The organism is Stenotrophomonas sp. YJH_SMC_33, assembly GCF_059372295.1.
Genome location: NZ_JCAFVJ010000011.1, coordinates 79101 through 98489, shown reverse-complemented (window position 1 = coordinate 98489; position 19389 = coordinate 79101). Strand labels below are relative to the sequence as shown.

At 66.1% G+C, this 19389-nt stretch carries 18 protein-coding genes and 2 pseudogenes; 9 read left to right on the top strand and 11 right to left on the bottom strand.

Features of this window, described 5'->3' with window-relative positions; all coding sequences use genetic code 11:
- Positions 1-51: 51 nt before the first annotated feature.
- The 3 genes and pseudogenes from AC5P9W_RS16025 to AC5P9W_RS16015 all read right to left on the bottom strand — a co-directional run.
- Positions 52-120: pseudogene (locus tag AC5P9W_RS16025) on the bottom strand (type II toxin-antitoxin system HicA family toxin); the annotation flags it as partial.
- Between the two features lie 93 nt (positions 121-213).
- Positions 214-942, bottom strand: coding sequence for a histidine utilization transcriptional repressor HutC (hutC, locus tag AC5P9W_RS16020; protein WP_111102615.1), 729 nt, complete (start codon positions 940-942; stop codon positions 214-216).
- 28 nt (positions 943-970) lie between these two features.
- Positions 971-2341, bottom strand: a complete 1371-nt coding sequence (locus tag AC5P9W_RS16015) for a formimidoylglutamate deiminase (protein WP_206621503.1) — start codon at positions 2339-2341, stop codon at positions 971-973.
- 67 nt (positions 2342-2408) lie between these two features.
- Here AC5P9W_RS16015 and hutI point away from each other — a divergent pair, with 67 nt between their 5' ends.
- The 4 genes from hutI to hutU are packed head-to-tail and all read left to right on the top strand — an operon-like array spanning position 2409 to position 7685.
- Positions 2409-3632 carry an imidazolonepropionase gene (gene hutI, locus AC5P9W_RS16010; RefSeq protein ID WP_111098208.1) on the top strand — a complete coding sequence of 408 codons (1224 nt, stop codon included), beginning with the start codon at positions 2409-2411 and terminating at the stop codon, positions 3630-3632.
- Positions 3629-5170: a histidine ammonia-lyase gene (hutH, locus tag AC5P9W_RS16005; RefSeq protein ID WP_111098180.1), complete on the top strand. Its 1542-nt coding sequence runs from the start codon at positions 3629-3631 to the stop codon at positions 5168-5170. The genes hutI and hutH overlap by 4 nt, the downstream gene beginning before the upstream one ends.
- Positions 5167-6021, top strand: coding sequence for an N-formylglutamate deformylase (gene hutG, locus AC5P9W_RS16000; RefSeq protein WP_111098181.1), 855 nt, complete (start codon positions 5167-5169; stop codon positions 6019-6021). Before hutH ends, hutG begins: the two co-directional genes overlap by 4 nt.
- Positions 6018-7685, top strand: a complete 1668-nt coding sequence (gene hutU / locus AC5P9W_RS15995) for a urocanate hydratase (protein WP_206621504.1) — start codon at positions 6018-6020, stop codon at positions 7683-7685. Before hutG ends, hutU begins: the two co-directional genes overlap by 4 nt.
- 129 nt (positions 7686-7814) lie before the next feature.
- Here hutU and AC5P9W_RS15990 read toward each other — a convergent pair whose 3' ends face one another.
- Complete coding sequence (locus AC5P9W_RS15990) at positions 7815-8408, bottom strand: Imm30 family immunity protein (protein WP_171954503.1); 594 nt, start codon at positions 8406-8408, stop codon at positions 7815-7817.
- A 225-nt stretch (positions 8409-8633) separates the two neighbouring features.
- Between AC5P9W_RS15990 and AC5P9W_RS15985 the strand changes: the two genes are divergently transcribed.
- Positions 8634-10070 carry a serine hydrolase domain-containing protein gene (locus AC5P9W_RS15985; RefSeq protein ID WP_111102621.1) on the top strand — a complete coding sequence of 479 codons (1437 nt, stop codon included), beginning with the start codon at positions 8634-8636 and terminating at the stop codon, positions 10068-10070.
- A 192-nt stretch (positions 10071-10262) separates the two neighbouring features.
- Positions 10263-12374, top strand: a complete 2112-nt coding sequence (locus AC5P9W_RS15980; protein ID WP_206621505.1) for a TonB-dependent receptor domain-containing protein — start codon at positions 10263-10265, stop codon at positions 12372-12374.
- Positions 12375-12420: 46 nt separating this feature from the next.
- Here the strand turns inward: AC5P9W_RS15980 and AC5P9W_RS15975 are convergent, their stop codons facing one another.
- From AC5P9W_RS15975 to AC5P9W_RS15965, 3 genes are all read right to left on the bottom strand, one after another.
- Complete coding sequence (locus tag AC5P9W_RS15975; protein WP_206621506.1) at positions 12421-12939, bottom strand: hypothetical protein; 519 nt, start codon at positions 12937-12939, stop codon at positions 12421-12423.
- Between the two features lie 224 nt (positions 12940-13163).
- Positions 13164-13544: a VOC family protein gene (locus tag AC5P9W_RS15970; protein WP_206621507.1), complete on the bottom strand. Its 381-nt coding sequence runs from the start codon at positions 13542-13544 to the stop codon at positions 13164-13166.
- Positions 13545-13588: 44 nt separating this feature from the next.
- Positions 13589-14170 carry a TetR/AcrR family transcriptional regulator gene (locus AC5P9W_RS15965; RefSeq protein WP_206621508.1) on the bottom strand — a complete coding sequence of 194 codons (582 nt, stop codon included), beginning with the start codon at positions 14168-14170 and terminating at the stop codon, positions 13589-13591.
- 69 nt (positions 14171-14239) lie between these two features.
- On the opposite strand from AC5P9W_RS15965, the gene AC5P9W_RS15960 reads away from it, so the two are divergent.
- The gene (locus tag AC5P9W_RS15960; protein WP_005410204.1) at positions 14240-14785 is read left to right on the top strand and encodes a thioesterase family protein; all 546 of its coding nucleotides are present in this window, start codon (positions 14240-14242) and stop codon (positions 14783-14785) included.
- A 6-nt stretch (positions 14786-14791) separates the two neighbouring features.
- On the opposite strand, the gene AC5P9W_RS15955 is transcribed toward AC5P9W_RS15960, so the two are convergent.
- Positions 14792-15925 (bottom strand): agmatine deiminase family protein, encoded by a 1134-nt coding sequence (locus AC5P9W_RS15955; protein WP_206621509.1) that lies wholly within the window; start codon positions 15923-15925, stop codon positions 14792-14794.
- Between the two features lie 104 nt (positions 15926-16029).
- Between AC5P9W_RS15955 and AC5P9W_RS15950 the strand changes: the two are divergent.
- Positions 16030-16166 (top strand): annotated as a pseudogene (locus AC5P9W_RS15950) (LysR family transcriptional regulator); the annotation flags it as partial.
- Positions 16167-16181: 15 nt separating this feature from the next.
- Positions 16182-16889, top strand: coding sequence for a LysR substrate-binding domain-containing protein (locus tag AC5P9W_RS15945; RefSeq protein ID WP_241744943.1), 708 nt, complete (start codon positions 16182-16184; stop codon positions 16887-16889).
- 36 nt (positions 16890-16925) lie between these two features.
- On the opposite strand, the gene AC5P9W_RS15940 is transcribed toward AC5P9W_RS15945, so the two are convergent.
- The 3 genes from AC5P9W_RS15940 to AC5P9W_RS15930 form a co-directional block, all read right to left on the bottom strand.
- Positions 16926-17402, bottom strand: coding sequence for a hypothetical protein (locus AC5P9W_RS15940; protein ID WP_146256794.1), 477 nt, complete (start codon positions 17400-17402; stop codon positions 16926-16928).
- Between the two features lie 88 nt (positions 17403-17490).
- Entirely contained in the window at positions 17491-18294 is an 804-nt protein-coding gene (locus AC5P9W_RS15935) for an SGNH/GDSL hydrolase family protein (RefSeq protein WP_111098189.1), read from the bottom strand.
- A gap of 49 nt (positions 18295-18343) precedes the next feature.
- Positions 18344-19309 (bottom strand): DUF2268 domain-containing putative Zn-dependent protease, encoded by a 966-nt coding sequence (locus AC5P9W_RS15930; RefSeq protein ID WP_111098190.1) that lies wholly within the window; start codon positions 19307-19309, stop codon positions 18344-18346.
- Between the last annotated feature and the right edge of the window lie 80 nt (positions 19310-19389).

The following is a 19389-nucleotide window of genomic DNA, read 5'->3' as shown; positions in this document are numbered from 1 at the left end:
GTGAGGAACGGTGATGATGTGAGGGTGCTGCGGGTGCACGAATACATGATGGGATCCGCGGATCCGGCGACAGATCCAACCTGCCGCTTCCAGATCCCGGATGAGGTCCCTGCTCTTCATGCAGGGCGATACACATCGTACACACGCCCCGACAGAGTTCAAGGCGACAGTCGTTCCGGCCCAGTAGATCCACGCCACGCGTGGATGGAATCCCTATCGCGCGCCCGGCGCGAAGCGCGCGACCAGGTCCCAGGCATCCCCCAGGAACACCTGGCGCACGCGGGTGATCGGCTGTTCGCCACGCCAGGTCAGGCGTTCGATCACCAGGCAGGCGGTACCGGGCTTCACGTCCAGCAGCCTGGCGGTGGCGGTATCTGCCCCCCAGGCACTGATGCGGTGCTGGGCGCGGGTCCACGACACGTTCTGCAGCAGCCAGCTGCCCGGCGCGGTGGTACTGAAATCGACGTCCAGCACCTCGGGCACGCCGACGGGGCTGATCAGGCGATGCTCAAGTGCCAGCGGACGGCCATCGGCCAGGTGCAGGCAACGCATCGCCAGCAGCATCGCGCTGCCGGCCAGTTCCACTTCGCCGGCATTGCCCACTTCAGCCAGACGCAGGTCGCGCTGCAGCAGACGATAGGCGTACTGATGGCCGCGCGAGCCCACCTCCATCGCGATATCGGGAATCTCCAGCGCCACCTGCTCAAGGTGCGGGGGTTGCCGCGCCACGAACGAACCCGCACGACGGCGACGTTCGATCATGCCGCTCTCGGCCAGCGCGGTCAGCACTTTGTTCACCGTCATCCGCGAGCAGCCGTACTGCTCCATCAGCTCGTGTTCGTATGGAATGCGGAAGCCCGGCGCCCACTCTCCACTGAGGATGCGGCTTTCCAGATCGCTGCGGATACGCTGGTTGAGCGTGGCGGACTTGCTGGCCTTCACGTAATGGGGTCTCGGTAGCGGGAGGCGATCAGCCCAGCACGCCGCGCAGGGCGGCGGCGAAGGCGGTGGTGATCGCCTCGCGCTGCAGGTGGCGGCCCTCGGCCACGCATTGGCGGCCATGGCGCCAGACCGATCGCAGCGCGCCATTACGTGCGGCGAACACCCAGCTGTCAAGCCATGCGTCATCCTGTCGCGCCTGCAGCGCGGGGTGCCCGGCATCCAGTTCGACCAGGTCGGCACTGGCGCCCACCTGCAGGCCAGCGGGCACGCCCAGCACCTGTGCACCACCGTGCAGTGCGCCTTCGAACAGGAAGCGACCGGTGCTGCGGGTGGCATCCGGCGCCAGCACGTTGCGACCGCGCAGGGTCAGCCGCTGGCCGTATTCAAGCAGGCGCAGTTCTTCGGCCGCATCGATCAGCACATTGGAATCGGAGCCGACGCCGAAGCGTCCGCCCTCGCGCGCGAATGCCTGCATCGGGAACAGCCCGTCGCCCAGGTTGGCCTCGGTGATCGGGCACAGGCCGGCCACGGCCTGGCTGGCCACAATGGCCGCGCGCTCGTCATCGGTGATGTGGGTGGCATGCACCAGGCACCAGCGCGCATCCACCGGCGCATGGTTGTACAGCCACTGCACCGGGCGCTGGCCGCTCCAGGCCAGGCAGGCCTCCACTTCGCGCACCTGCTCGGCGATATGGATGTGCACCGGGCCGTCGGTTAGCGGCAGCAACGCACTCAGTTCCTCGCCGGTGACCGCACGCAGGCTGTGCGGTGCGATGCCGAGCACCGCGTCGGGCAGCGCGGCCAATGCCGGCTTGGCGGCCTCCAGCAGCTGCGCGAAACCCTCCACGTCGTGGATCAGGCGCCGCTGCGCTGGATTCGGCGCCGCCCCGCCGAAATCGGCATGCGCATAGAACACCGGCAGCAGGGTCAGGCCGATGCCGGTCTGCTCGGCTGCCGCCGCGATCCGTGCACTCATCTCGGCGCGGTTGGCATAGGCGCGACCATCGGCGTCGTGGTGCAGGTAGTGGAATTCACCGACGCGGGTAAAGCCGCTTTCCAGCATTTCCATGTAGGCCTGGGCGGCGATGGCCTGCACCGCGTCCGGTCGCAGGTGGGCCAGGAAGCGGTACATCAGCTCGCGCCAGCTCCAGAAGCTGTCACCGTCACCGCCGCCGATCTCGGTCAGGCCGGCCATGCCACGCTGGAAGGCATGGCTGTGCAGGTTGGGCAGGCCGGGCACCAGGATGCCGACGCGGGTGTCGTCGTGCTGGGCGCCCTGCCCCGTGTGGATCGCCGTGACGCGGCCGTCCTGCACCTGCAGGCGGACATCGCGGGCCCAGCCCTCGGCCAGCAAGGCGTGGGCAGCATGGAAACTGTGCGGGGAACGCGAATCGGACATGGCTGGACAACCCGAAATGGACGCCTATATTGTATAGACATATAAGCACAGCCGCGTTGTGGATGCCATGCACGTCGATACCCTCTGGTCCAACGTCCACCTGATCACCCTCGACGGCGACGGCCTGGGTGTCATCCGCGATGGCGTACTGGCCTGCGCCGACGGCCGCATCGTCCACGTTGGCCCGGCCGGCAGCGACGCCCACCTGAAGCCCACCACCCGCATCGATGGCGAAGGCCGCTGGATTTCGCCCGGCCTGATCGACTGCCACACCCACCTGGTCTACGCCGGCAACCGCGCCAACGAATTCGAGCAGCGTCTGCAGGGCGTCAGCTATGCCGACATCGCCCGTGCCGGCGGCGGCATCGTCTCCACCGTGCGCGCCACCCGCGCCGCGACGCCGGAACAGCTGGCCTGCGAAAGCCGGCCGCGCCTGCTGGCGATGCGTGCCGAAGGCGTGACCACGATCGAGATCAAGTCCGGCTACGGCCTGACCTTGCCCGACGAACGCAAGCAGCTGCAGGTGGCGCGTGCATTGGGTGAGGAATGCCGGGTCAACGTGGTGACCACCTTCCTCGGCGCGCACGCGATTCCGCCGGGCCGCGAGGCACAGGAGTACATCGACGAGGTGTGCGACGTGATGATTCCGGCCATCGCCGCGGAAGGCCTGGCCGAAGCGGTGGATGTGTTCTGCGAAAACATCGCCTTCTCGCCGGCGCAGGCGCGGCAGGTCTTCGAAGCGGCGCGCGCGAACGGGCTGGCGGTGAAGATCCATGCCGAGCAGCTGAGCAACCAGCATGGTGCTGAACTGGCGGCCAGCTTCGGTGCTCTCTCGGCCGACCATATCGAACATCTGGACGATGCCGGCATCGCCGCGATGGCCGCCGCCGGCACCGTCGCCGTGCTGTTGCCCGGTGCCTTCTATTTCACCCGCGATACCACCCTGCCGCCGATCGCTGCGCTGCGTGCGGCCGGCGTGCCGCTGGCGCTGGCCACCGACAGCAACCCCGGCACCTCGCCGCTGACCAGCCCGCTCCTGGCGATGAACATGGGCGCGACCCTGTTCCGCCTGACCGTGGATGAGTGCATCGCCGGCTTCACCCGTGAAGCGGCGCGCGCACTGGGCCATGGCGAGCGTATCGGCCGCCTGGCCGTCGGCATGGACTGCGACCTGGCGATCTGGGACATCGACGCCCCCGCCGACCTGGTCTATCGCATTGGATTCAACCCGCTGCACGCGCGCGTGGTGCGCGGGCAGCCCGACCTGCCTGCCTCCTGGAGCAACACATGAGCAACACCCTGGTTCTTCGCCCCGGCCATGTCACTCTCGCCCAGTGGCGGCAGGTCTATCGCGGTGCACCGCTTGCACTGGATCCGGCCGCGCTGCCGGTAGTGCGCGCCAGTGCTGCTGCAGTCGCCGCCATCGTCGCCAAGGGTGCGCCGGTGTATGGCATCAACACCGGCTTCGGCAAGCTGGCCAGCGTGCGCATCGAGCGCGAAGACCTGGCCACCCTGCAGCGCAATATCGTGCTCTCGCACGCTGCTGGCGTGGGCGAACCGATGCCGGCCAACGTGGTGCGGTTGATGATGGCGCTGAAGCTGGTCAGCCTGGCGCAAGGCGCATCGGGCATTCGCGAGGAAACCCTGCTGCTGCTCGAAGCGATGCTGGTCAAGGGCGTGTTGCCCGTGGTGCCGGCACAAGGCTCGGTGGGTGCTTCCGGCGATCTGGCACCGCTTTCGCACCTGGCCAGCGTGATGCTGGGCGTGGGCGAAGCCTACATCGGTGACGAACGCCTGCCCGCAACCGACGCGCTGGCGCGTGCTGGCCTGCAGCCGATCGAACTGGGCGCGAAGGAAGGCCTGGCGCTGCTCAACGGCACCCAGTTCTCCACCGCCTATGCGCTGGCCGGCCTGTTCGAAATCGAAACCGTGTTCCAGGCGGCATTGGTCACCGGCGCGTTGTCGGTGGAAGCGGCCAAGGGTTCGGACACGCCGTTCGATCCGCGCATCCATGCCATCCGTGGCCAGCGCGGGCAGATCGCCACCGCCGCCACCCTGCGCACGCTGATGCACGGCTCAGGCATCCGCGAATCGCACCGCGACAACGACGTGCGCGTGCAGGACCCGTACTGCCTGCGCTGCCAGCCGCAGGTGATGGGGGCGGCGCTGGATATCCTGCGCCAGGCCGCGACCACGCTGGAAATCGAAGCCAACGGCGTGTCCGACAATCCACTGGTGTTCACCGATACCGGCGAAGCGTTGTCCGGTGGCAACTTCCACGCCGAGCCGGTAGCCTTCGCCGCCGACATGCTGGCGATGGCGGTGTGCGAGATCGGTTCGATCAGCGAGCGCCGCCTGGCGATGCTGGTGGACCCGGCGCTGTCCGGCCTGCCGGCGTTCCTGACCCCGCGCCCGGGCCTGAATTCCGGCTTCATGATTCCGCAGGTGACCGCCGCCGCGCTGGTCTCAGAGAACAAGCAGCGCGCCTACCCGGCCAGTGTTGATTCGATCCCGACCTCGGCCAACCAGGAAGACCACGTGTCGATGGCCGCGCACGGTGCGCGGCGCCTGATGCAGATGGCCGAGAACGCGGCCAACGTGATCGGCATCGAACTGCTGGCCGCGGCGCAGGGCTGCGACTTCCATGCGCCGCTGCGCTCCAGTGCCGCGCTGGAAACCGTGCGCGCCGCCCTGCGCGCGCAGGTGCCGACGCTGGAAGAAGACCGCTACTTCCATCCGGACATGGTGACAGCCACGAATCTGGTGCGCAGTGGCGCGCTGGCGCAGGGCCTGACCGACCTGCTGCCAACCGTGGAACCCCACGCATGAATACCCGTCCCGAATGGCTGACGGTGCACGAAGGCGACGCCCCCCTCATCGTCAGCTTCCCGCATACCGGCAGCGAGCTGCCGCACGACCTGATCGGCGACTACCACTCGCCGTGGCTGGCGCGCCGCGATGCCGACTGGTGGGTGCACGAGCTGTACGACTTCGTGCGCGGCATGGGCGCGACCACGGTGCGCTCGGCGATCTCACGTTCGGTGATCGACCTCAACCGCGATCCCAGCGGTGTGTCGCTGTACCCGGGCCAGAACACCACCGGCCTGTGCCCGCTGACCACCTTCGACAACCAGCCGCTGTACCACGCGGGCCGCGAGCCGGATGACGCCGAGATCGCGCGGCGCCGCGACACATATTTCCTGCCCTACCACGATGCGCTGGCCGCACAGATCACCCGCCTGCGCGCGCAGCACGGTACGGTGGTGGTGTACGACGCGCATTCGATCCGCTCGCATATTCCGCACCTGTTCGATGGCGAGCTGCCGCAGTTCAACCTCGGTACCGCCGGGCCGTCCGGCGCACCCGACACGTCCTGCGACAACGCCTTGAGCGATGTTGTGGAAAACCTGCTGAAGATCAGCGGCATGAGCCAGGTGCGCAACGGCCGCTTCAAGGGCGGCTGGATCACCCGCCACTACAGCAACATCGCCGGCGGCGTGCACAGCCTGCAGATGGAACTTGCCTGCCGCGGCTACATGCACGAGCCGCTGCCCGACCAGGTAGACGAACACAGCTGGCCCACCCCGCTCGACCCCGCCCACGCCGCACCGCTGCGCCACACCCTGGCGCAGGTGCTCAACGCCTGCCTTGAATTCGCTACGAACCGGAGCGCCGCATGACCCGCAACGACCCGTCCCGCACCATTGCCGCGCCGACCGGCACCACGCTCAACGCCAAAAGCTGGCTGACCGAAGCGCCGCTGCGCATGCTGATGAACAACCTGCACCCGGACGTGGCCGAGCGCCCGCAAGAACTGGTGGTGTACGGCGGCATCGGCCGCGCCGCGCGCGACTGGGAGAGCTTCGATGCCATCGTCGAGACGCTCAAGCGCCTGGACGACGACCAGACCCTGCTGGTGCAGTCGGGCAAGCCGGTAGGCGTGTTCCGCACCCACGCCGACGCGCCGCGCGTGCTGATCGCCAATTCCAACCTTGTGCCGCGCTGGGCCAACTGGGACCACTTCAACGAGCTGGACAAGAAGGGCCTGGCCATGTACGGCCAGATGACCGCCGGCAGCTGGATCTACATCGGTGCACAGGGCATCGTGCAGGGCACCTACGAGACCTTCGTGGAAATGGGGCGCCAGCATTTCGGTGGCGACCTGACCGGCAAGTGGCTGTTCACCGGTGGCCTGGGCGGCATGGGCGGCGCACAGCCGCTGGCTGCCGTGATGGCCGGCGCCTCCTGCCTGGCCGTCGAATGCCGCAAGAGCAGCATCGACATGCGCCTGCGCACCGGCTACCTCGACACCTGGACCGACAACCTGGACGAAGCGCTGCGCCTGATCGACGAGTCGTGCAAGGCCGGCACGCCGAAGTCGGTGGGCCTGCTCGGCAACGTTGCCGATGTGCTGGCCGAACTGCTCAAGCGTGGCGTGAAGCCGGACCTGCTGACCGACCAGACCTCCGCGCACGACCCGGTGAACGGCTACCTGCCACAGGGCTGGACGGTCGAGCAGTGGGACGAGAAGCGTGTGAGTGCACCGAAGGAAGTGGAGAAGGCTGCGCGTGCATCGATGGCCAACCACATCCGCGCCATGCTCGGCTTCCACGCGCTGGGCGTGCCGACCGTGGACTACGGCAACAACCTGCGGCAGATGGCACTGGAAGAAGGCGTGGCCAATGCCTTCGATTTCCCGGGGTTCGTGCCGGCCTATATCCGCCCACTGTTCTGCCGCGGCATCGGCCCGTTCCGCTGGGCGGCACTGAGCGGTGATCCGGAAGACATCGCCAGGACCGATGCAAAGGTGAAGGAACTGATTCCGGACAACCCGCACCTGCACCGCTGGCTGGACATGGCCGCCGAGAAGATCAAGTTCCAGGGCCTGCCGGCACGCATCTGCTGGGTCGGCCTGGGTGATCGCGATCGACTCGGCCTGGCGTTCAACGAGATGGTCGCCAACGGCGAACTGAAGGCGCCGGTGGTGATCGGGCGCGACCACCTGGACAGTGGCAGCGTCGCCTCGCCGAACCGCGAAACCGAAGCGATGGCCGACGGTTCCGATGCGGTGTCCGACTGGCCGCTGCTGAACGCCCTGCTCAACACCGCCAGCGGCGCGACCTGGGTGTCGCTGCATCACGGTGGCGGCGTCGGCATGGGCTTCTCGCAGCACGCCGGCATGGTGATCGTGTGCGATGGCACCGAGGCAGCGGCGAAGCGGATTGGCCGCGTGCTGTGGAACGATCCGGCCACCGGCGTGATGCGCCATGTCGATGCGGGCTATGAGATCGCGATCGACTGCGCGAAGGAAAAGGGACTGGATCTGCCGGGAATCCTCGGCTGATCAAGTTCTGGGTAGTGCCGGCCGCTGGCCGGCACCGCCCATGCATTGTCCGTGCCGCCGGCCGCCGTCTGCCCCTTTCTGGTGCTGGGACGCTCTGGTAGATGCCGACCTAGGTCGGCGCTCACTCCGCTACATCAATGCCGAGGCGACCACCGATGCCCTTGCTCGAATACTGTCCGACGCATCATCCTTCAGCGCTTTGATCAAGGAGACGACTTCTGCTGCACCCTTCGTCGAGGCCATGCTCTTCAGATAAGCAATCAACACATTTCTGTGTAGATCACTATTAAGCAATCTGCAGATGAAAGTCTCCAACCATTCTGGTGCCACGCGACGCATGTGCGGAGCTGATTGGACAAGCGCGGAAACCATGCTGTCGCCGTCACTTGCCTCGACAAGATGAAGAAGGCCCCACATGACTTCATGATGCGGAGTGTCATCGGCGAACATCGAGAAGAGAACTTCCAGCTCCCGACTGGAGAACCCCAGACCTGATAGCGCCTGAACCGTCCGGTCAAATACCGCAACCTCTTCTGAAGTGAGCATTTGCGAAGCCCGCAACAGCTCGTCCAGAAGTTGGCTCTTGATCAAAGCGTCGTTGGTGGCAGTTGGCACTGCTTGCACCTGTCCATCAATGGAGTGGCATTCGATTGTACGCGCGCACCAAGACAACTCTGGTGCTGGAGTGAAACGCCGCCGGGCATCGATCGAATCGATGCTCAAGCCAGCGCCTGAAGCATCGCCGCATGGGTGGAGTCGTCTAAACCCGCTTAAGACTATCGCGTCGGTGTGGGCTGAGGCACTCTTATATCTGGTGCCTCATCAGTCGCGAAGAGCTGTTTACGACAGGCCATTGGAAATTCACGCATTCACATAGGCGCCCGCCTCCGCTTGACCCGTCGACCGCCGCTGATCAACATGCGCCATCACCGCTGATGGATCATCGCGATGTACCGCACCCTTGCTGCTGCATTGCGCTGCGCCCTCTTGGCCGCTCCGATCGCTTCGGCGCATGAGTCCCCCGGCGATCTTTCCAATCAGCTCGACACCCAACTGCAGGTCAACCGCGAGTGCTACGGCATTGCCGGCCAGGCGGTGCTGGTCGCACACAACGACCAGGTGCTGTACCAGGGCGCCAGCGGCGAACGTGATCGCGCTACGCACACACCTGCCGCCGTCGATTCCATCTTCGCCGCGCAGTCCATGGCTAAATTGCTGACAAGCACGCTGGTGATGCAACTGGTGGACCGGGGCAAGGTGGATCTTGACGCGCCGGCCAGCCGTTATGTTCCGGACCTGCCGATTGCATGGCAGGCGATCCACGTGCGTGATTTCCTCAACCACAGCTCGGGTATCGGCGAGTACTACAACCGGGTGGATAACCGCTGGGTGAGCAAGGGCTACCCCGGTGTAGCGCCTGACCTTGGCACTGCGCTGAAGGTGGCCGGCGCTGCACCGATGCAGTTCGCCACCGGCAGCCGCGTGCAGTACACCCAGGCGAACTACCTGGTGCTGACGGCGTTGCTGGAAGCGCACTATCGCAAGCCCTACCCGGCCATCGCACGCGAACGCATCCTGCAGCCTTTGAAGATGGCCAGCACCTCGTGGGGTGTCACCAGCGTGCCAGCCACGCGCGCGGCGGTGCCGTACATCGGCAAGGACGGCCAACTGCAGCCGGCCAATGAAGACCCTTGGCCGGACTACGGCTGGGGCCATGCCGACCTGCAGACCACCGTGGGCGACATGAACCGCTTCCTGCAAGCACTGGCCACCGGCAAGCTGGTGCGCACGGCGACCTTGGAAGAACTCTGGCAGCCGCAGAAACTGAGTGGTGGCGGCAGCAATTTCTTCTCCACCGGCTGGGACACCACCCGCAGTGACGGCTACACCCAGGTCGGCCATGATGGCGGCACCCGTGTACGTACGCGATTGGCCTACAAGGGCACGCTGGCCAGCGGCTACTGGGTATTCGTTTACCTGACCAACGGCAGCGCCCGCAATGTCTGGTCGAGCACGCTGGTGGAAAGCACGATGGCGGTGGCCGCGCCGCAGGAGTTTCCGCATGCGGTACTGTCCGAGCGGCTGATCGCGTATGCGCTGGACGATGACGCAGGCGCTGCCCAGGCGATACGCAGCTGGTTGCGCGATGACAACCGGGTGACGGGCAGCGAGCTGGAACGTGCGATCAACGCCAGTGGCTATGCCATCCGCGAGAGCCTTGGTGCACGCAGGGCGTTGAAGGTATTCGCCCTCAACACCGAGCTGTATCCGGATTCGGCCAATGTGTGGGACAGCCTGGCCGAGTGTCATGCGGCATTGGGCGAGAAGGAAGCAGCTGATCAGTTCTACGCAAAGTCGAAGACGCTGACGAAACCCTCGCCATAAACCCTGCTGTAGAGCCGAGCCCATGCTCGGCTGCTCTTCGTCGCGATGGCAGACAACCGGCGCTGCGCGATTAGCCGAGCGCGGGCTCGGCTCTACAGGAACGCGGCGGGCGGCCATACGCCGCCGATGGGTGACGTGGCGCCGTCGACCTGTTAACTTGCGCGCAACTTTCGTGGTTTACAGCATTCCAGCATGTCGCTCTCGTTGTACCGCCCCACCCGATCACCGCTGGTCCTGGCCGTTTCCCTCGGCCTAGCTTCCACCGCCGCTGCGGCCCCACAGGCCACCACGCTGGATGCCGTGCACGTCACCGCTGCCACTGATGCCAGTGCCCAGGCGCGCGAGGCATTGAAGCGTGTACCCGGCGCCAGCAACGTCATCGACGTGGCCAAGGCCGACAGCCGCCTTTCCAGCAGCGCCGATGTGCTGGCCTACCAGCCCGGCATCAGCGCGCAGTCGCCGGGCAACGAGGGCACCAGGATCTCGATCCGCGGTTCGGGCATCAACCGGGGCCCCGGCGCGCATGCCTCAGGCATTGCGGTGTCGATCGACGGCCTGCCACTGACCGGCCCGGGCGGCACGCCCTACGAGCTGCTGGAACCGCTGTGGTTGTCGCGCGTGGAAGTGCTCCGCGGCGCCAACGGCTTCGAACGCGGCGCGCTCGCGTTGGGCGGCGCCATCGACTACGTCAGCCGCAGCGGACGTGATTCGGCGGGCGTGCAGCTGCACTACGAAGCCGGCAGCCGTGGCTACCAGAAGCGCGGCATCAGTTGGGGCGGCGCCAGTGGTGATGTCGACTACTTCCTGGCTTACACCGATACCGAGTTCGATGGTTATCAGCGCCATGCGCGCGGCGACGGCAAGGGCGCGATGGCCAACATCGGCTGGCAGATCACGCCCGACCTGCAGACACGTTTCTTCGTGCGCTACCGCGAAACCAATCACGAAACGCCCGGTCGCTTGACCCGCGATCAGATCCGCAACGATCCGCATGCGGCAAACGCGGCCAACCTGGCCATCGATGCGCGCCGCCCGCAGCCGGGCAGTACCTGGGTGGGCAATGTCACCACGCTGCAGATCGACGAGGATTCTTCGCTGCAGGCCGGGCTGGTCTACCACACGTACCCGATGGACTTGAACGAGAGCCTGTACCGCCAGCAGCTGGACTACGCCAACCTCAACGCCACGCTGGACTACCACCACCGCCACCGGCTGTTCGGCCTGGACAGCCAAACCACGATCGGTCTGCGCGTCACCCACGATCTGGACGCCGATGTGCGCGAGTCGCTGCGCTTTGCCAGCAACGGCTATGCCGCCGGTACGCGCACGCGTGACTTCCGCCACCACGGCACCGACAGCACGCTGCACGTCGGCAATACCCTCACCTTCAACGACCGCCTGCGCATGCAGACCGGGCTGGCACTGATCAGCACCCGCCGCGACGTGCAGGTGACCTGGCCGAGCAGCGGCGGCCGCCTGCGCGACCACGACTGGGACTACGCGCCGCGACTGGGCTTCACCTGGCAGCACAGCGCGCAGACGCAGTGGTTCGGCAACCTCAGCCGCTCGGTGGAGGCGCCGCACCCGTGGTCGATGATCTGGGGCTCGAACCAGTACTTCGGGCCGGGCAATGGCCCGTCTACCGGCCGCCAGCGCGCGCCGGTGCCGATGCAGAACCAGACCGCCACCACGCTGGAACTGGGCGCGCGCGGTGACGCGGCGCTGGGTCGCTGGGAACTGACCGGCTACTACGCCCACGTGAACCATGAATTGTTGAGCGTGGAGCTGCAGCCGGTACCGAACCTGTTCATCGCAGAGAACAACGCCAGCCCCACCGTGCACCGTGGCATCGAAGCCGGATTGGACAGCACACTGTGGCGGGCCGCGCCGGGGCGCCTGTCGTTGCGCCAGGCGTACACCTTCAGTGATTTCGGTTACCGCCACGATGCGCGCTTCGGCAGCAACCGCCTGCCGGGCCTGCCGCGCCACAGCTACCAGGCCGAGCTGCGCTTCGATCATGCCTCCGGCCTGTACGCCGCGCTGAACAGCGAATACGCCTCGCGCATCGCGGTGGACTACGCCAACAGCTACTGGGCCGATAGCCACGTGATCTTCGGCAGCCGCATCGGCTACGAGGCACCCGGTGGTCGCTGGCAGGCCTGGGCGGAGATGCGCAACATCGGCAACCGCCACTACGCGGCCACGGTCACGCCGGGCTACGACGACGCCGGCAAGGATGTCGCGCGCTCGACGCCAGGCGAAGGCCGTGGCGTCTATGCGGGCGTGCGCTGGCGCTTTGACTGATGGCCGCAGGCGGCGCCGGGTCTGACCCGGCGCCGTCGTTCCAGGGTCAGCCGATACGCCAGGCCGGCAGGCGTTCGCTGCGCTTCCAGATGGAAGGCGCGAAACCAATCAACACCAGCGCCGCCAGCCACTTCGGTGAGGTAGTGAGCAGTGTCGAGGTGAGCGAGCCACCGACGGGGGCGGCCATTTCCTGCCACGGGTTGTAGCCCAGGTAGACGACGCTGCCAGCCCACCACAACAACGCCAGGCCGATGCCCACCAGCAACAGAGCCAGCGTGCGGCAGGTCCAGCGCTGCGACGTGCTGCCCCATTCCCGCGACGCTGCGATCAGCAGACCCACCACCAGCAGCGACACTAATGCAACCAGCCCGATATCGACTTTGGGCCCGATGCGTTCATAGCTGCAGGCGCGGCATTGCGCCTCTTCCGTGGCAGTGGCGGCTTCGGCGCCATCGGCCTGCCCGGCTGCGGGCTGCGCCAGCGCTGCAAACGGCATCAGTACCGCCAGCAGCGTCACCATGATCCAACGAAACAACGTCCTGTTCCTGCGTGCAGCGACATCCATGCGCTTGTCCTTGTCAGGGTTGGTTGAAGCCGGGCCACGTTCCGAGGCCCCCGGCGGATAATAGCGCAGAGTCGGGCAGGATCGAAAACTGCGCGTGCCTCTACGGCTTGGGGAGTACCAGGGGCGGACGGGCGCTGGCCGATCGCCGGCCTGGTATGGGCCATGACGCGCTACGGCATGCGATTGGCAACTTCAGCGGGCTGGCGCCGGAATGCCCGGCTGCTTCACGCCGGCCGCGCCTTGGTCACCGCCTCGATGCGATGGCCCTCGGGGTCGACCACGAACGCCGCATAGTAGGAGTCACCGTAATCGGGGCGCAGTCCGGGCGCTCCATTGTCAGCGCCTCCGTTGGCCATGGCTGCTGCGTGGAACGCATCCACGGCCGCTGCGGACACCGCAGCGAACGCCACGTGGAAACCGGGGCCCGGCGCTGCGGCGTCATCACGCAGCTTCAGGCAGAACGCGTCTTCATCATCGGCCACCCCATAGCCGATCGCGGTCTCGTCCTCGAACACCCGGCGGTACCCGAGTGCGGCGAGTGCGGCATCGTAAAAGCGGCCTGCGGCGTCGAGGTCACGGACGCCGAGGGAAAGGTGGTGCAACATGCAGACATCCTTGCCGGGCACGCAGTCGTGCGTTCGGGTGCATTCTAGCGCTCAGGTGGCGCGGCGGCCTTCAGCAACTGCGCTGCGACCTGGTCGAACGGGGCGATGTCCTGCAGTGCGCGGCACATCGCCACGGCGCCTTCCACGCTGGCGATGACCAGGCTGGCCAACCCATCCGCCACAGCAGGTTGGTGGCCGTCGGCAATGAAGGCTGCGGCCAGATGCCCCTGCCAACGTGCGAACACTTCAGCAGCTGCTGCACGGGGCTGGCTCGGCACTGCCTCCACCGGCTCCTCCACGGCAGCGGCCAGTACCGGACAGCCCGCCCGGAACCCGGAGCGCAGCAGGCGCTCGCGCCACATTGCCAGGAACTGCTGCAGGCCCTGCACCGCCCCTCCCTTCAACAGCTCGACGAGAAGCGCCTCCACCTTGTCGCCAGCCATGTAGGTGGCGCGCGCCAGAAGCTCCTGCTTGCCGCCAGGAAAATGGTGGTAGGTGGAGCCCAACGGCGCCTCGGCCAGCTTGGTCACCTCACGGATGCTGGTGGCATTGAGGCCTACCCGCGCCAGCATCAGTGCTGCGGCATCAATCACCCGTTGCGGGGCATCAGAGGGTCGTGGACTCACGGCGATCGCCTTGCTAAGACAGTCGTCATAGATTAGCGTACCGGCCGTTCTATAACAGTCGTCATAGCCATGAATCTCTGGTTCCGCCTGCTCCATCTACTGCTTTGCAGCCTGTTCCGGCCCAAGCTGGAGGCCCCGTTCGGGGTCTCACGGCTGCAGTTCCGGGTACTGCCCAACGACCTGGACAGCAACCTGCACATGACCAACGGCCGCTACTGGAACATCTTCGATCTGGGCCGGCTGGACCTGATCCTGCGCATGGGCCTGGGCCGGGTGGCGCTGCGCGAGAAGTGGGCACCGATCGTCGGCGCTGGCACCATCCAGTTCCGCCGTGAACTGAAGCCGTTCCAGCGCTTCACCCTGGAAACACGCCTGGTCGGCTGGATCGGCTCGCGCGGCATCATGGAGCAGCGCGTGCTGATCGGGCCCGAGCAGAAGATCGCCACCCGTGCGCTGCTGGTCACCGGCATCTACGACCGTCGCGCGCGCCAGTTCCTGGGCATGCCGAAGATGATGGAAGCGATCGGTGTGGTTGCCCCGCCGTCGCCGCCGCTCAGTGCAGCCGCCGAGGCGCTGCTGGCGGCCGATGCGGCGTTGAAGCAGGACGACGCCTGAGGCACCTCAGCCTACCTTCGGCATGTTCTTGGTCACGCAATGGATGCCGCCACCGCCACCGGCGATCGCATCGATGTCCACCTGTTCGATCACACGACCGGGATACATGTCTTCCAGTAGTTCACGGCAGTAGCCATCGGCTGCGTCGTCACCGAACTGCGGCGCGACCACCGCGCCGTTGATCGGCAGGTAGTTGATGTAGCCCATCGCCAGATCATCGTTGTCGCGGGTATGCACGTTGTCGCGCCCGTCCAGCGGCGGCGGCAGCGTGTGCACCTGCAGACGACGGCCATCGGCATCGGTGGCGACGCGCAGAATCTCCAGGTGCTCGCGGGTCAGATCGTAGTCGTAGGACTGCGGATCGTCGTCCAGATTGGCGATCACTACGCCCGGACGCACGAAGCGCGCATAGAAATCCACGTGTGCGTCAGTGATGTCCTCGCCGGCGATGCCGGGCAGCCAGATCACCTTGCGCAGGCCGAGGTGGTGCATCAGCTCGGCCTCGATATCCGCGCGCGACCAGCCGGGATTGCGATTGCGGTTCACCCAGCAGCTTTCGGTGAGGATGGCCGTGCCATGGCCATCGACTTCGATGCCGCCACCCTCGCCCACCAGATCGCTTTCCAGCAGCGTGGCACCGGTCACCTGCGCCAGCCACGGTGCCACCGCACCATCGTTGCGCGCGCTCTGCTTGCCGCCCCAGCCATTGAAGTTGAAGTCGACCAGCCCCAGTCCGCCCTGGCCATCGGTGACGAAGCAACCGCCGTAATCGCGCACCCAGATGTCATCCAGCGGCACCTCGAGGAACTCGATGTTGTCGCGGCCGCAGCGGTCCTGCGCCTGCTTCCGCTGCGCCGGCCGGCACAGCACACTAACGGGCTGGTGGCGGGCGATGGTGCGGGCCAGGCGTGCCACGGCGGTGTTCACCGCATCGGCCTGCGCGCCCCACACCCGCGGTTGCGCGGCGAAGGCCAGGAAAACGCGTTCCTGCGGCCCGTGCTCGTCCGGCATGCGCCAGATACCCGCACCCGGCCCCGCTGCGGATACGCGCGTCGGCAGCCCCGCCAGCCCGAGGGCGGCCAGGCCGCCAAGGCCAGCGGCGCCCGCCAGCTGGGTGAGGAAGCGACGACGGCTGCTCATGACGGGCTCCAGGGCCGGTGTGGGATGGACCTATGCTGCGCTTGCGTATCGATAAGAACAAACGATAGATTCAGCCATCAATTGAACAGTTTTACTTATCTGAAATGCTGAAGCATTGGCCACCGCTGAACGCGCTGCGTGGTTTCGAGGCCGCCGCCCGCCTGGGTAGTTTCCACAGGGCGGCCGAGGAACTGCATCTGACCAGTCGGCCATCAGCCAGCAGATCCGGGGCCTGGAAGCCTCGCTGCAGCAGCCGTTGTTCTTCCGGCAGGGCCGCAGCGTCACCCTCACCGACGCCGGCATCGACCTGCTGGAAACCACCCAGTCCCTGCTGCGGCAGCTGGCCAGCGGCATCCGCCGGCTCGATCAGTACTGCAAGCCGAATCAACTGATCGTCAACACCAGTCCAGCCTTTGCCCGGCATTGGCTGGTGCCGCGCCTGGCCAGCTTCCACCGCCTGCATCCCGACGCCGACCTGTGGCTGCTGACCAGCGAGGAGGCACCGGATATGACCACGCAGACGCTGGACGTGGCGGTACGCGATGACCTCGACTCACAGGCGCAGTGCCAGCATCGCGTGCTGCTGCAGGATCGCCTCTTTCCGGCCTGCCATCCGGCCCTGCTCGCCACGCCTGTGCACGAACGCCTCACCCTGCATGGCGAGCGCGAAATGGACTGGAGCCAGTGGCAGGTGCAGGGGGGCGCCGATGTCGGCCAGCGCCGCGAAGGCATGAACTTCTCCGAACCCGGGCAGCTGCTGGATGCTGCCTGCCAAGGGCTGGGTATCGCCCTGGTCAGCGAGCTGCTGGCGGCACGCGCCTGCGATCAGGGGCTGCTGCAGCCGCTGGATGAGGCACGCGTGCGCGGCCCGCGCTGGAGCTGGCTGGTGCATGAGGACAGCGCAGCCGATCCGCTGGTGATCAGTTTCTGTAAGTGGCTGCTGGCAACAATGTCGCTCAAGTAGTACCCCGCCACCTGTAAGCACAGACTTCACGCGACTTTAGATTGCATCCTTCAGAACACGCTTCAATCTGCGCGAGTGCGATTCAACCGCTTTCCAATTCCAATCCCTCACGGGAGGAAGATCGATTCCACCGCGCTCTCTGGCGAAGGCGCCGCGTTCGGACATGCGATAGATACTTGCCAAGCTACTGGCGTCTTGATTCACCGGCAGAAAAACGTGTATTAGCCCCCATCCTGCAACGCTCGAGCGCATCTTCCCGCGATCTGGCCCCTTGGTCAGCTCAAATTCTCGGATGGTGACGTCACCGTCCATATCGGGATATCTCACTCCGACAAAAACCGCTCCTCCTTTTACCTGCCGGAGCAATTCCGCGTAGCTGCATAGATCCTCTGCGCTACCGAATCGCTGGAGGGTCTCGCCCGGTGTGGAGTAGATTTCGGTAACCAACGACGGTGCGCGCTTGAAAATTGCGCGCGCCACAATCTCTACTACCGTGAGCGAAACAGCACCCATCGTCCCTCCCGATCCAAATCAGCCATTCTGCAGCAAACAAGCGCCAGCCATTGCGGCGTATGCGTCAGTGTCTGACGTTCCAGCCTGACTATCGTGCTCCAGCATTCATGTCCTTGAGAGCTCGGCCAATCGCCGCCTCGGCCAACGGCGCCATCACCGCATAGCCCTTCGCCGTGGGATGCACGCCATCCTCGGCCAGCTGCGGATCGAGCCCTCCGGCGGCATTGGCCATCGGCGTGTGGTAGTCCAGATAGACCAGCTGCTGTGCATCGGCATGGCGCTTCAACGCCGTGTTCAGCGCACGCACCTTGGGCGCAGGCGCGATCCCGGGCATCCATGGGTAATCGCTGACTGGCAGCACCGATGCCAGCACCACGGCGATGCCATGTGCACGCGCCAGGTCCACCATCGCGTGCAGGTTGTCTTCGATCATCGCCTGCGTGGATGGACCGGTGTTGCCTGCAATATCGTTGGTACCGGCCAGGATCACCACCACCTGTGGCTTCAGCGCCAGCACGTCTTGCGGGAAGCGCACCAGCATCTGTGCCGTGGTCTGGCCGCTGATACCGCGGTTGAGCCAGCCCTTGCCGGGGAAGAAAGCCGCGCTGCCTTCCCTGCCCCAGCCTTCGGTGATGGAGTCGCCGAAGAAGACCACGCGTGGCTGGCCCGGCGCCGCCGCGGGCAGTCGCGCGTTGGCATCACGATAGTGCTGCAGCTGCGGAAAATCGGCCAGGCGCTGCTGCATGAAACGAACCTCGTCTGGGCGCAACTGGTCGATGGGCGTCTGCAGCAGCGGATTGACTGCGACGACTTCGGCGGCACCCAGCGGAGAAGCCAACGCGAGGCCCAACGTCACGACGGTTGCAGCGGCAAGCTCAACAGGTCCACGCATGCGGGTACTCCTGAAATCATCTTGCGCAGTCTAACGCCCTGCCCTGTGCTCAGCGTGCAGCCGTACGCGCCGCTACACCCGTGACTTTCGCCGGCATCCACATGCCGGGCGTCCAGCCACTGGCAGCCAGGATCGGCTTCGGGTTGTCCTGCTGGATCAGCGCACGCACCGCATCACGCTTGTCCTTGGCCTGCAGGTAGTAGGCTTTGGCGATGCGGTAGCCCACCCAGTAGCCCAGGTCATAGGGCTCCTGCGAGCCCGGCTTGTAGTTGTACAGCCATGGCGACAGATCGGTGCTGTCCAGATCCAGCGCGAAGGCGCTTTCGATATGCACTTCCCGGCCACGGGTCCAGGCCGCGTGACGCCCATTGCCGACGTTGCCGGAAATCAGTTCGGCGATGAACTCGGCGATGCCCTCGCCCAGCGAAACACGCAGCACTGTCGCGCGCGGGTCACCCGGCTCGAAGTCGATCAGGCCGGTCTGCTGGATGTGCACGTATTCGTGTGCGATCACATGCACGAAGCGGTCCTGCACATTGGGATTCATGAAATCGGCTGCGCACAGCGCTTCCAGGCCGATGATCACCCCGCTTTTCGAGGTCAGCCCGACCGGACGGCCACGGCCCACCGCGATGGTCACCGGCGGAAACGCGGCCTGTGGGTAGATCGCCTGCAGGTTGGAAAACACCTGCGTCAGGCGTTGCTTCACCGCTGGCAGTTCGGCCAGGCAGCTTCGTCCCTGCGCATACAGTTCCGGCTGCTTGGCGATGGACTCGGCAATGCGCTCGGGGGTGACCCGGCGCACCTTCGCCAGTTCGGCCAGGCCCGCCGAACCCTCGGCCAGGTATCCACGCAGCTGCGCAACGCTGGGCTTGCCGCCAGCGCTGTCATAAAGTGCATAGAAACGGCTGACATCCTCGGTGAGGATCTGCGGCCCTGCCGGTACCGCTGCGGTGGCCACGCCTACCGCCCCGGCACAGGCCAGGGCCAACAGGCCGCGCAGGATCATGAACATCGCTCCGTCCTTGGTGGAGTGCATGCGAAGCGCGCAATCTATCACTCCGCCCGGCCCACTGCAGCAGGCGGATGCGGGCG

Bases quoted from the DNA above. Each gene is read 5' to 3' on its own strand.
- AC5P9W_RS15985 (WP_111102621.1), top strand. From the start codon at position 8,634: ATGTACCGCACCCTTGCTGCTGCATTGCGCTGCGCCCTCTTGGCCGCT.
- AC5P9W_RS15980 (WP_206621505.1), top strand. From the start codon at position 10,263: ATGTCGCTCTCGTTGTACCGCCCCACCCGATCACCGCTGGTCCTGGCC.
- AC5P9W_RS16015 (WP_206621503.1), bottom strand. From the start codon at position 2,341: ATGTCCGATTCGCGTTCCCCGCACAGTTTCCATGCTGCCCACGCCTTG.
- hutI (WP_111098208.1), top strand. From the start codon at position 2,409: ATGCACGTCGATACCCTCTGGTCCAACGTCCACCTGATCACCCTCGAC.
- AC5P9W_RS15935 (WP_111098189.1), bottom strand. From the start codon at position 18,294: ATGCGTGGACCTGTTGAGCTTGCCGCTGCAACCGTCGTGACGTTGGGC.
- AC5P9W_RS15970 (WP_206621507.1), bottom strand. From the start codon at position 13,544: ATGTTGCACCACCTTTCCCTCGGCGTCCGTGACCTCGACGCCGCAGGC.
- hutG (WP_111098181.1), top strand. From the start codon at position 5,167: ATGAATACCCGTCCCGAATGGCTGACGGTGCACGAAGGCGACGCCCCC.
- hutU (WP_206621504.1), top strand. From the start codon at position 6,018: ATGACCCGCAACGACCCGTCCCGCACCATTGCCGCGCCGACCGGCACC.
- AC5P9W_RS15940 (WP_146256794.1), bottom strand. From the start codon at position 17,402: ATGGGTGCTGTTTCGCTCACGGTAGTAGAGATTGTGGCGCGCGCAATT.
- AC5P9W_RS15960 (WP_005410204.1), top strand. From the start codon at position 14,240: ATGAATCTCTGGTTCCGCCTGCTCCATCTACTGCTTTGCAGCCTGTTC.
- hutH (WP_111098180.1), top strand. From the start codon at position 3,629: ATGAGCAACACCCTGGTTCTTCGCCCCGGCCATGTCACTCTCGCCCAG.
- AC5P9W_RS15955 (WP_206621509.1), bottom strand. From the start codon at position 15,925: ATGAGCAGCCGTCGTCGCTTCCTCACCCAGCTGGCGGGCGCCGCTGGC.
- AC5P9W_RS15975 (WP_206621506.1), bottom strand. From the start codon at position 12,939: ATGGATGTCGCTGCACGCAGGAACAGGACGTTGTTTCGTTGGATCATG.
- AC5P9W_RS15930 (WP_111098190.1), bottom strand. From the start codon at position 19,309: ATGTTCATGATCCTGCGCGGCCTGTTGGCCCTGGCCTGTGCCGGGGCG.